General features: G+C 47.2%; 10 protein-coding genes and 1 pseudogene. 8 read left to right on the top strand and 3 right to left on the bottom strand.

All coding sequences use genetic code 11. The features are described from left to right. The first annotated feature begins 68 nt into the window (after positions 1–68). Genes DP_RS12475 through mutY form a run of 4 tightly spaced genes read left to right on the top strand, consistent with a single transcriptional unit; the run spans position 69 to position 3,263 of the window. Positions 69–1,139, top strand: coding sequence for an iron-containing alcohol dehydrogenase family protein (locus DP_RS12475; protein ID WP_011189707.1), 1,071 nt, complete (start codon positions 69–71; stop codon positions 1,137–1,139). A 15-nt stretch (positions 1,140–1,154) separates the two neighbouring features. Beyond that, a complete protein-coding gene (locus DP_RS12470) occupies positions 1,155–1,856 on the top strand; it encodes an AzlC family ABC transporter permease (protein ID WP_011189706.1) in 702 nt (233 codons plus the stop codon). Beyond that, positions 1,832–2,158: an AzlD domain-containing protein gene (locus tag DP_RS12465; RefSeq protein ID WP_011189705.1), complete on the top strand. Its 327-nt coding sequence runs from the start codon at positions 1,832–1,834 to the stop codon at positions 2,156–2,158. Before DP_RS12470 ends, DP_RS12465 begins: the two co-directional genes overlap by 25 nt. 4 nt (positions 2,159–2,162) lie before the next feature. Beyond that, entirely contained in the window at positions 2,163–3,263 is a 1,101-nt protein-coding gene (mutY, locus tag DP_RS12460) for an A/G-specific adenine glycosylase (protein ID WP_011189704.1), read from the top strand. Positions 3,264–3,872: 609 nt separating this feature from the next. On the opposite strand, the gene DP_RS18035 is transcribed toward mutY, so the two are convergent. After that, positions 3,873–4,043 (bottom strand): hypothetical protein, encoded by a 171-nt coding sequence (locus tag DP_RS18035; RefSeq protein WP_156792299.1) that lies wholly within the window; start codon positions 4,041–4,043, stop codon positions 3,873–3,875. Between the two features lie 150 nt (positions 4,044–4,193). Here DP_RS18035 and DP_RS12445 point away from each other — a divergent pair, with 150 nt between their 5' ends. The 4 genes and pseudogenes from DP_RS12445 to DP_RS12415 form a co-directional block, all read left to right on the top strand. Beyond that, on the top strand, positions 4,194–5,663 hold the full coding sequence (locus tag DP_RS12445; protein ID WP_041277983.1) for a glycoside hydrolase family 130 protein: 1,470 nt from the start codon (positions 4,194–4,196) through the stop codon (positions 5,661–5,663). Between the two features lie 1,176 nt (positions 5,664–6,839). Beyond that, positions 6,840–8,150, top strand: a complete 1,311-nt coding sequence (gene manA / locus DP_RS12430; RefSeq protein ID WP_049785103.1) for a mannose-6-phosphate isomerase, class I — start codon at positions 6,840–6,842, stop codon at positions 8,148–8,150. Between the two features lie 339 nt (positions 8,151–8,489). Continuing rightward, positions 8,490–9,410, top strand: coding sequence for a beta/alpha barrel domain-containing protein (locus DP_RS12420; protein ID WP_041277980.1), 921 nt, complete (start codon positions 8,490–8,492; stop codon positions 9,408–9,410). A 31-nt stretch (positions 9,411–9,441) separates the two neighbouring features. Then, a pseudogene (locus DP_RS12415) lies at positions 9,442–9,659 on the top strand (glycoside hydrolase family 130 protein); the annotation flags it as partial. 154 nt (positions 9,660–9,813) lie between these two features. Here DP_RS12415 and DP_RS12410 read toward each other — a convergent pair. Both DP_RS12410 and DP_RS12405 read right to left on the bottom strand, forming a co-directional pair. Then, complete coding sequence (locus tag DP_RS12410) at positions 9,814–10,830, bottom strand: glycosyltransferase family 4 protein (protein WP_011189696.1); 1,017 nt, start codon at positions 10,828–10,830, stop codon at positions 9,814–9,816. 1 nt (position 10,831) lies between these two features. After that, complete coding sequence (locus DP_RS12405) at positions 10,832–11,761, bottom strand: glycoside hydrolase family 130 protein (protein ID WP_011189695.1); 930 nt, start codon at positions 11,759–11,761, stop codon at positions 10,832–10,834. Positions 11,762–11,783: the final 22 nt, after the last annotated feature.

Genomic DNA, 11,783 nt, shown 5'->3' with positions numbered 1-11,783 from the left:
AGTAAAAAATTATCCGTTGATGCTACAATGTAGCATTGTATCGTGATCCATTAATAATGAGGTTATAAATGTATAGAAATTTTGCAATTGTTCCCAGGATTATATTTGGCCGTGGTTCTTTGAATCAACTTGGTGATGTGCTTAAGGAGAAGCGTGTGACCGATGGCGGTTATATGGTTTTTGTCATCGATGATGTTTTCACCGACAAACCACTTGAAGGCCGTTTGCCCATGGAAGGAAAAGACCTTCTCTTGCGGGTGAACGTTGCCGATGAGCCGAAGACCACCTATATCGATGCCCTTGTTGCCCAGATCAGAGCCTATAGCGATGTTACCCCGGATGGTATCATTGGTCTTGGTGGTGGTTCTACCCTGGATATTGCCAAGGCAGTATCTCTTATGCTTAATAATCCTGGCTCCTCTGCGGATTATCAGGGTTGGGATATTATTCAGAACCGTGCTGTTTATCACGTTGCCGTACCAACCATCGCCGGAACCGGTGCGGAAATTTCCCGAACTGCTATCCTGACAGGACCGGATAAAAAGCTCGGTATCAACTCTGACTACACCCTCTTTGATCAGATCATGCTTGATCCGGATCTTCTTGCCGGAGTGCCTAAGGAGCAGTGGTTTTATACCGGTATGGACTGTTATATTCATGATGTGGAATCTCTTAATGGAACCTTCATTAATCAGTTCAGTAAGTCCTATGGGGAAAAATCCATTGATCTCTGTCGTGAAGTCTTCCTCGGCGAGAATGATTCAGCACAGGGTGATAAGCTGATGATGGCTTCCTATTTTGGTGGTATGAGTATTGCCTATAGTCAGGTTGGCGCCTGCCATGCCCTCTCCTATGGACTCTCCTATGTGTTGGGCACCCATCATGGTATCGGCTGTTGTATTACCTTTGATTATCTCGATGAAATTTACCCTGCAGGGGTGAAAGAGTTCAGGCAGATGATGGATAAACACGAGATTTCCCTGCCCCGTAATCTCACCAAGGGAATGGACGATGCCTCCCTTGACCTGATGGTTACCACCGCCCTTAATCTTGTGCCTCTCTGGGAGAACTGCCTTGGATCTGATTGGAAAAACATCATGACCCGAGAGAGAACCCTTGAACTTTTCAAACGCATGTAGTCATAAGGTTTATTTGTGAGATCTGCGAAGTATAAAGCGATCATAACAGGAGCACAACGGGCCATGCCCGTTGTGCTTGGTTATGTCCCCATTGGTTTTGCCTACGGCGTCCTGGCGGGTAAGAGTGGTATTTCAGAGATGAACACCTTTGCCATGTCCCTGCTTCTCTTTGCAGGTTCAGCCCAGTTTATTGCAGTAGGCCTTTTTGCCGCGGGCGCTGGCCCTGCGGCCATTATTTTAACAACCTTTATAGTTAATCTGCGTCATCTCTTGATGGCCGCCTCCCTTGCCCCCTTTCTCTCCCGCTGGAAGAGGTCCACTCAGGCATTTTTTGCCTTTGAACTGACCGATGAGACCTTTGCCCTGCACTCAACTAAGGCCGCCTCCCTTGAGACTTGTACCCTTGAGGCCCTTTCTTTGAATGTGACGGCTCAGTCTGCTTGGGTCTTTGGGGGTGTTCTTGGTATTCTTGCTGCCGGCTTGATTGACGATATCAGACCGCTGGGCCTTGATTATGCCCTTTCAGCCATGTTTATAGGTCTACTTGTGGGGCAGTGTCTTGATTTTATTCGCCTGCTTACGGCTATAATTGCCGGTATTGTGGCAACAACATTGTATCTCTTGGGGCTTGAACAATTATATGTGATTGTGGCAAGCGTTATTTCCGCAACTATTGGCTTGGGTGTTGAGCAGTGGATCAAACAGAAATCTTCTTAACCATTTTGGGTATGGCAGTGGTGACCTATATTCCCCGTTGCCTGCCCATTATTTTTCTCAGTGGGCGAAGTCTCCCCCCTCTTTTTGTCTCTTGGCTCCGTCTTGTGCCGCCGGCAATTCTTGCCGCCATGTTGGTGCCGGCCCTGCTCTGTCCGGAAAAGTCGATTGACCTCTCCTTTAGTAATCTCTTCTTTTGGTCCTCTCTTATCGCCTTTCCTGTGGCTATAAAGACCAAAAGTCTTTGTCTTACTGTTATCGTCGGTATGGGTCTTGTTGCCCTGGGCCGCTATTTAGGTATTTGATTTTATGACGGACTATTCTCTTGGGGCTGATCTGGATAGATTTCAGTCTCAGCTTCTTACCTGGTTTAGGTTGCAGGATCGATTCCTTCCCTGGCGTCAGACCTATGATCCCTATCATGTGTGGATTTCAGAGATTATGCTACAGCAGACCCAGATGGATCGGGGGGTGTCCTACTTTAATCGCTGGATAGAGCGTTTCCCGCAGGTGGAGGCGGTCGCCGAGGCGGATGAGCAGGAGATCTTTAAAATGTGGGAGGGCTTGGGCTATTATGCCCGGGCCCGTAACCTGCACAGGGCCGCCAAGAAAATAGTTGAGGAATTTGCAGGAGAATTGCCCTGCGATATTGATCTGCTTCGCTCTCTGCCGGGGATTGGTCCCTACACTGCCGCGGCTATCGGTTCTGTTGCCTGCAATATTGATATTCCCACCATTGATGCAAATGTTGCCCGTATCTTCTCCCGTCTGTTCGATATTGATAGGCCGGTAAGGGAGACTCAGGTGGCGCGTGCCATTGAGAAGGTGGCCTGCGACTGTTTGCCCTCTGGTAGGGCCCGTCATTGGAATCAGGCCCTTATGGATTTGGGAGGATTGGTCTGTTTGCCTCGGGCTCCTCGTTGTACCCTCTGTCCTATCCAGGAAATGTGCCTGGCCTTTGCCCGGCAGACCGTTCAGCTCAGACCGGTGCCGCTACCTAAGCAAAAGCTTATTCATATAAGGCGGGTGGCCATATTTCAGGTATCTGAGGGGCGCCTGCTTATTCAGCCGAGTCGGCATCCCACCCTCTGGCAGGGCCTGTGGGAGTTTCCTCATACGGATCTTCAGGAGGAGGAGGCAGTGGAGGTGGGAATTACCCGTCTTCTTGGCTTACTCCCGTCGGAAAACAGAGTGCTAGAACCCATGGTGACGGTGAAGCATGCCTATACCAAGTACCGGGTCCAGTTTCACTGTTATCTGCTCAGAGGGGAGGCGGGCTGTCAGGGAGAGGAACAACGTCTCTGTGACTGGCAGGCCCTGGCTCGTCATGGCTTTTCGGCAGGGCCGCGCAAGGTATTGGAGCATATAGAGAAGAGCAGGCAGGACATTGTCCGCCTGCTTGGTGCCTAGTACAGGATAATGCCAGTCAACTTTTGTTTGCCGATTATTTCGATCGATACTCCAGGCAGCAATCCTGTCTCTCAGCAGATCAACAGGCAATGCGACCTGCGAGACACTGCCGCTCCCTACTTCTGGAGTCTTAGGTACTTAAGTATCAATAGATGAGCTTCAACTTATCCGCCAAATTGAATTTCCCTGGGTGGGTTTAGTCGTTTCTTGTGCTCAAGAGCAATTGAAATTCCCTGTTCAACAAACCGTTTTTTCAGATATTCGTAGACCACGAGTTGTCGCCCCAAGCACTTCTGCAATATTTGCTCCAATCCATTTTGGTCTGTACTCACCAGCATCAAGCAATAGGAGTGCTCTTGCGTACAAAACGGTTCGAGTAGTTCTTCCTCCCTTTGTCGAAATAGCTTCCAGCTCTTTAAGTTCTTCTTCAGTCAGCGCGTTAAGGTCTGCATGGGTGATGTTGGGGAGGCCAATGAGGTTACTTAGAGCCTTTTAAAGAGGACGATCTAGAACCTTGTCCGCCGCTCTGGATATATTGAGACGATCCAACTCAACTTCTTGTACGAACATCTTTTAAAGAGAAAAGTTCGCCGTCTTTCAGAATAATTTTTAGTAGGTTGACTCCGTTGCCTTTGTGACCTTGGTTATCCGAAGGTTCTGAACTATCTGTACGGCTTGCATGGTCGTTGTCTTTGCCTCCTCCCCTATGGTTACCACTCGACAGCCCACCTCCTCTACCATGTCCTTTGGTACTAACCATGGGGAGGGAGGCAGCAGCATGACGAGCCCCTTCTTGCTGATTTTGCCAGTTGTTTTTTGGATAATTGCTTGTTGATTCTCAAAAAATTCCAATTTATAATAAGAAAGGCCCATACAGTTTTGTGGAAATCCATGGCGAACGATTATAATCAATCACCAAAAGAGGTAATAATGACACTAACCGTAAATAGATTGCCGAAAAAATTTTATCCAGACCCCACAAGGGTCATTGCCAGATTTTATATGCCCGGCCACAAAGACAGGGCGAACACGATAATTAAGCGAGTATTGGATTTATCTAAGCAGGAAGTGGATTTGGCGTTCAATCAGGTACTGAAGGATTTTTCAAAACGGCACCGCAATATCTCAAAAATTTTTGAGGACAATTACGATAGACTGTACGACGTTCTGGAGCCGAATTTTCATGTTTCTCCGGATTCCTTGTCATTAGAAAGAAAATTACTGATTGGTTCCTACTTTACATCGGAATACGCGATTGAGGCGGCCGCCTTCTTTAATCCTTCCATCGTCGCAGATCCCGATCAGGGTAACCTGGAAGAAGGACAAAAACGCGTTATTGTCAGTTTTCGGGCGATCGGGGAGGGGCATATCTCATCCATCGTATTCAGAAGCGGTGTCATTACCCGAAATAATGAATTGGTCTTCGCCTCGGCCGGGCAATTCGTTGATTTGCCGGAAGCCTTAAAACGCCATGTATATGATAAAGAACAATTTTTGCAAAAATTGCACGAGATGGATATTCACAAAAATATCATCGAATCGATTATGGATAAACTGGGAGATAAATTCATCTATCGTGAATTGCAGGAAAGTATTGCCGCAAGCATCGAAAACATAGAGCTAAGCTATAGTAAAAGAATGGTGATCGATTCGATAAACTGGCTGGCCAGTTCTCATTATGAAATCAGTTTTTCACTGGATACTGCTATCTCGGAACGCGTTATTTTTCCTGTCTCGGCCCATGAACGCAACGGTATTGAAGATGCGCGATTCGTCAAATTCATGGATGATGACGGCAGTATTACCTATTTTGCAACCTACACGGCGTATAACGGATATAGTATTTTACCAAAATGCCTTAAAACAAAAGATTTTTATCATTTTCAGGTATTCCCGATCCACGGTAAGTATACCCAAAATAAAAATCTGGCCTTTTTCCCGAGAAAAATTAAGGGGCAATATGCCATGATCTCCCGTCACGATGGGGTGAATAACTACCTTATGTTTTCCGATGACATTCATGTCTGGCATGATGCTCAAAAAATACAAGAGCCTAAATATCCCTGGGAATTTATTCAACTGGGCAATTGTGGCTCTCCCATGGAAACCGCAAAAGGGTGGCTGATGCTCACCCATGGGGTGGGTCCCATGAGAAGGTATTCTTTGGGGGCTGTACTGCTGGATTTGGAAGATCCCTCCCAAATTATAGGTCAACTCCGGGAGCCGTTGTTGATGGCAAATGCGGAGGAAAGAGAAGGGTATGTGCCCAATGTCGTCTATTCCTGCGGAGCGATTATTCATAACGATATGCTGATTATACCGTACGGGATGTCCGATTCTGCCTCGGGCTTTGCGTCGGTATCTGTGGATGATCTTTTGGCTAAATTATTAAATGGTTGAGGATGTTATTCGGTGGTCCGTTGCCCAAAGGTAACCTTTCGCAACGGATCACCATAGCGCTCAAGGGACAGGATATAGTCTTCTCTTACGCAGACATCGGCCTTACTGTAATTGATAAATTTAACTGCCTTCAAATAATCCCGTTGATGGTTTTGCCGGATAACATATTAGACCCTTATCAGGGTAAGGATAGCTTCAGCCGAAGTCCGCCGCTAGGCTCACCACCCCTCTCTATGATGATGTAGTCGATGGAAATAGCCGGTAATTGTCCTTAGGCCTTCCGGGCAGGGAAATACGTGTTTTTTTGTGGCATTTTCGTCCGGATTTTCAACAAACCGTCTTATTAAAAGCGCACCTTTCGAGATATCCGTCCCCCCCCCCCCACCCGTATCCGGTTTCGGGATAATCGCTAGTAATACCGAACGTGACAATCCCCGCCCGGCAAGCCCTATAGCCGTCCTCAGTTTCCTGTGGAAATCGTCGACACCCATGGCATGATCTGCCGGAAAAAACACAATTGTTAGGAATTCTTAGACATTCGCGGTGAAAGAGTGCTAGACTCTTATCAGTGGTTTATCTCTTTTTTTCTTACAAGGAATTTTTGTGCCATAAGCTATAGGCAAATGCGACCACAAGGCCTTGAATTCGCAATAATTCAAAAATTAGATAAACCAGTGCCTACCCTTGCTCTTGAGCTTGGGATTGTTGAGATAAGCGTTCGCATTTGGTGTGAGCGTGATAGCGTAGAAGATAGATCTCGTACTGCTTATAAGCTTCAGACAACATTGCCAAAAGAGTACGAAAGAGTTGTAGTTGAGTTGCGAAAAACACTCCTTCTCTCACTGGATGGTCTTTTGCTCCTTGTATGGCACTCTCTTCACCCAAAGTTTCGCGTTCCATACTACAGGCCAAAGAAAACCGATAGGAAAACATATTTTTGATAAAGACTGCAATGCCTTACAGATCAAACATCGTTTGATCAAACCAATCAGACTAATGGTATGGTAGAGCGTTTTAATTGCCCATGCGGATATTTTAAAACGAACGCGTTTTGACTCCGGTGCCAATCTGAGAGATGCTTTGTACAGGTATGATCTTGTTTGCAATCAGATATCGCCCAAAAAAACATTGAATTATGTCAAGTTGATGGAGAAATTTAAGGAGTACCGTAAAACGATGCTAAATCTTCTTTACAAGAAGGCAATTAATCGTCAGGAACCTGATGCCATCATGGGTGTTATGCCGTTACAAGCTGGTATTCAGCACTATGTCTGGGGAGATAAAAGTTTCATTCCCAATCTTCTGGGCGTTAAAAATCCGGAAGGGCGGCCATTTGCGGAGCTCTGGATGGGTGCTCACCCCGACCTTCCATCCGAAATTGAGGTAAAGGATCGATCGGTAGCCCTTAACGAGGTGATCACAACATCGGCCGAAGAGGTCCTGGGGCCGATGGTCACTCGAAAATTTCAAGGGAAGCTGCCCTATCTCTTTAAGGTTCTATCGGCTGCCGCACCACTTTCCCTCCAAGTCCACCCGTCGAAGGCGCGTGCCCGTGAAGGTTTTACTCGCGAGAATGCCGCTGGTATTCCGCGTTCTGCCGGGCACCGCAACTACCGCGACATCAACCACAAACCGGAGCTGATCGTTGCTCTCACCGATTTTTATGGCCTACGAGGCTTTCGGCCATTGGTCCAGATCGCCCAAGTTCTTACCGATATTCCGGAGTTTCGGTCATTGCAGCTGGATTTCAAACCGACCTCCGCCGGTCTCAAGTCGTTTTATGGGCATTTGATGAATCTTTCCCAGGATCGTGTGGATGCTGTTTTAGAACCCATGATCAAGCGGCTGACGGAAGCCGACCGTAAAAAGGCCTTTATTCGTGATGACCGCCAGTTTTGGATCCTTCGGGCGGACCGGGAATATTCAAAGCAAGGCCATCGGGATCGCGGAATTTTTTCCATTTATTTGCTGAATTTGGTTCATCTCAAACCGGGTGAAGGCATGTACCTGCCGGCCGGGGTGCTGCATACCTATCTGGAGGGAGCGGGTATGGAAATCATGGCCTGCTCCAACAACGTGATTCGGGGCGGACTAACGTCCAAACACGTTGACGTCCCTGAACTACTCAACAATGTGAGTTTTGCAGGATCTGAGCCTGAGATCCTTCATCCTACAAGACTTCCAGACAGTCGGGAGTGGGTATTCAAAACACCCGTTACCGAGTTCGAGCTGCGCTGTATCGAGGTGACAGAGGCGCAACCTCACCAAAATGGGTCAGACCACAGCGCGGAAATTCTCATCCTTGTGGATGTTAATAGAGATGCCCATGTGGTCGTCACCTCCGGCGAGTTAAGCCTGAATCTGCAACAGGGCAGTTCTTTTTTTGTTCCCTTCGGCGTCCCCTATACCATCCGTGCCGACCATACGGCGATGTTCTATAAGGCTACCGTGCCCCAGAGTTCTTCGAGCCTTTTCCGGATTAGTTAACTGAAAAAAATACTGGATTTTAACTGTTTAAAAATGGATTTTTTTAAAAAATAGAGTGTCCGGGGAGGTGTCTCAATCCGGAGATGTTCAGGGAGTACGGTATCAAGGGAATTGCTGGTCTTGACATGACCGAAGTAGATGTTCTGTGCATCGGCAAAGGAGTGGAGACTGTATTTGCCCAAACTGTGGGGAAAAGCCATTCATCAATGAGGAATGCCCTGTTTTGAGCAGAAGTGTCTGGAATATGGGGCTACCATGACCCGAGGATAGAGATTGATGTTTGAAACTTTGTACTCCACGATGAAAAGGAGTGAAAGAATTCAAAAGGAGAATGCAGCTATGAATCTTAAAGAAGATGATATTTTGGTGCCATTGGATGTTCCAAAGGCAGAAAGAGAAAATTATATCCACAATTATTTGGCGATAACTCAAAATTGCGGACGATTGATGCTATTTGCAGGCGATCAGAAAGTCGAGCATTTAAATAGCGATTTTTATGGAGAAGGGATTCACCCGGATGACGGTAATCCGGAACATCTCTTCAGGATTGCAAGTCAGGCAAATATTGGTGTTTTTGCGACCCAGCTTGGCCTTATTGCCAGATATGGTAGTTCCTATGCGGATGTCCCTTATCTGGTAAAGCTGAATTCTAGAACCAATCTTGTCAAAACCTCCCAGTCCGACCCCTTCAGCAATCAATGGCTGGATGTTCAGCAGGTAGTGGACTTTCGTAAAAACAGCGGGCTAAATATCTTGGCAGTGGGCTATACGGTTTATTTGGGAAGCGAGTATGAGCCCGAGATGCTGCATCAGGCCGCCCAGATTATTTCCCATGCGCATCAACATGGGTTGATCTCCGTCTTATGGGTCTATCCCCGTGGTAAAGCAGTGGCAGATGAGAAAGATCCTCATCTGATTGCGGGCGCCACTGGTGCGGCCGCATGTCTGGGCAGCGATTTTGTTAAGGTGAATTATCCCAAGAAGGAAGACTGTGCATCAAAAGAGATATTCAAAGAGGCTGTCATGGCGGCAGGTCGCACCAAGGTGGTTTGTGCCGGAGGTTCAAGCGATGATGTCGAGGGCTTTCTGGAAAGGCTTTACGACCAAATTCATGTAAGCGGAGCTTCAGGAAATGCAACCGGCAGAAATATTCATCAAAAGGCCCTTAAAGAGGCTATCAGGATGTGCAATGCCATTTATGCCATTACCGTGGATGGAAAAACAGTAAATGAAGCGATGAAAATCTATACTGCGGCATAGCAGGGTATCAGCATGAAGCAGTTCATACTATTGTGGATCTCTTATTGAAACCGCACAAGGGTGGCTGATGCTCACCCATGGGGTGGGGCCCATGAGAAGGTATTGTTTAGGGGCCATACTGCTGGAGCTGGAAGATCCCTCTAAAATCATCGGGCAGATCTGGGAGCTGTTGTTGGAGCCAAATGCGGAAGAAAGAGAAGGGGATGTGCCCAATGTGTCTATTCTTGTGGAGCGATTATTCATAGGGGTGCGCACTACCGTGCGGATGTTCGGTTCTGCCTCGGGCTACGGCCCCGTCTGTGGATGGTATTTTGGCTAAATTCTTAAATGGTTGAGGATGCTATCGGTGGTCCGTTGACTGTTACCCAAAATGGTAGCCTTTCGCAACGGACCACCACAACGATCAAGGGGCAGAATCTAGTATTTTTTGGTAAACCTCAATATAATTATCGATCATTTTTTCCTGACTGAATTTTTTCTCAGCCCATCGCCGGCAGGAGTTGCGGTCAATGTGCTTTATGTCTTTTAAGGTGCAAACGGCTTCGTCCACATTGTCGACCAGAAAGCCGGTCTTTTTGTCAGCGATTAGTTCCGGCATGGAGCCTTTATTGAAGGCGATCACCGGTGTCCCGCACAGCATCGATTCGGCCACACTTAAACCAAAGGGTTCGGCGAAATTGATGGGATGCAGTAAGGCATATGCATTGCCGAGTAATGTATCTCTTTTTTCGGGGCCGGAGTTGCCTACATAAACGATATCGTCGCCATTTATAAACGGTTCTACTTTTTCCTTATAATAGTTCTGATCCTGGATAAAACCGGAAATGATCAGCTTCATCTTGCTCTTTTTAGCAATCTGGATGGCTTCATGGGTTCCTTTATCCGGATGAATCCGGCCAAAATACAGTAAATATTCACCCACCGATTCTTTCAATGTGAAATTATCCATATCGATACCGTTATACACCGTTGCGATATATTCTAGTTCAGGGCTGCGGTCGGCATTGCTGATGGAAACATAATGATTCTTTTTATTGTACTGTTTGAAAACCGGTATGATTTGGGGGGAAGAAAAACCGTGAATGGTGGTCACCATCGGTGTTTTGATCAGTCTTGAATAGCTCAGGGGGAGAAAATCATAGTTGTTATGGATGATGTCGAATTCATCGGCGCGTTCCATCATGTGGGCGATATGTAAACATTCCCATACCTTTGGATCAAGGCTCTTATCTTCTTCATAGGGTCGCTGGCAGGTAGAGGAAAGTTTGCCCTGGGTAAGGGAATCACCCGTTGCAAAAAGAGTTACCTCGCACCCGCGCTTGACCAGACCTTCGGCGATATTGGATGCCACCTGCTCCCATGGCCCGTAGTGTCGCGGTGGGGTTCTCCAGCAAATCGGGGCTAAAACTGCAATTTTCATTTTACACCGCCTCTCTTGGATGTTGTAAACAAAGGTTAACCAGGTCTTTTATGCTGGCCGTACCCGCGCACATGACGGTATCGGCTGCTCCCCAGTAAATTTTCAGCGTACCGTCCGGTTCAGGCACCGCACCGCAGGTGAAAACGACATTGGGCACATACCCGATGCGTTCGTATTCTGTTTCAGGCTCTAAAATCCAGTCGTCACTGACGCCCCTGATCTTAGAAGGATCGGCCAAGTCGTGCAGGGCAACCCCCAGGCGGTAGACACAGCCGGCCATGGTCTGAAAGGCCCCGTGGTAGATATTCAGCCAGCCTTGATCGGTTTTAATGGGAGGCGCTCCAGGTCCGATTTTCATCTCATCCCAGTGATAGGCCGCCGGTTTCATAATTACCTTGGCGTCTCCCCAGTATTTCAGATCGGGAGAATAAGAGATCCAGATGGACCAGGGGCTGATCTCTGAATGCGGTCTGTCCATACGGACATACATGCCGTCGATTTTTTCAGGAAATATAACGAGGTTGCGATAATCCGCCTCGGTAATTAAGGCAACTCTTTGGATTGTTTTAAAGTCCCTTGTTTTGGCCAGGGCGATGCGCACGCCGTATCTGGAATACGCACTGTACGTGATCAGATATTCATCATCTATACAGGTGATGCGGGGATCCTCAAGGCCGTATTCTTCATATATCTGGAAAAGCCCTTCTTTTGCCGGGGTCATAAAGGGTTTGTCGCTTACCTTGAACCTGAACCCATCATCGCTTACAGCCAGCCCCAAAATACTGCGACCGCTGGTTAAGTGCGAGCGGAATATCATGATGTATTTGTCATTAAACTTTGTCACCCCGGCATTATGAACCGTTGCCACAGGATAGGGCACATCGTCTTTGCTTAAAATTGGGTTTTTTTCATATCTGTGGATAATTGACATGTACCAATTCCTTATTTTATTG

The sequence above is a fragment of the Desulfotalea psychrophila LSv54 genome, assembly GCF_000025945.1.
GTDB lineage: Bacteria > Desulfobacterota > Desulfobulbia > Desulfobulbales > Desulfocapsaceae > Desulfotalea > Desulfotalea psychrophila.
Note: the sequence above shows the minus strand (reverse complement) of the source record. Positions and strands in the feature narration are given on the sequence as shown.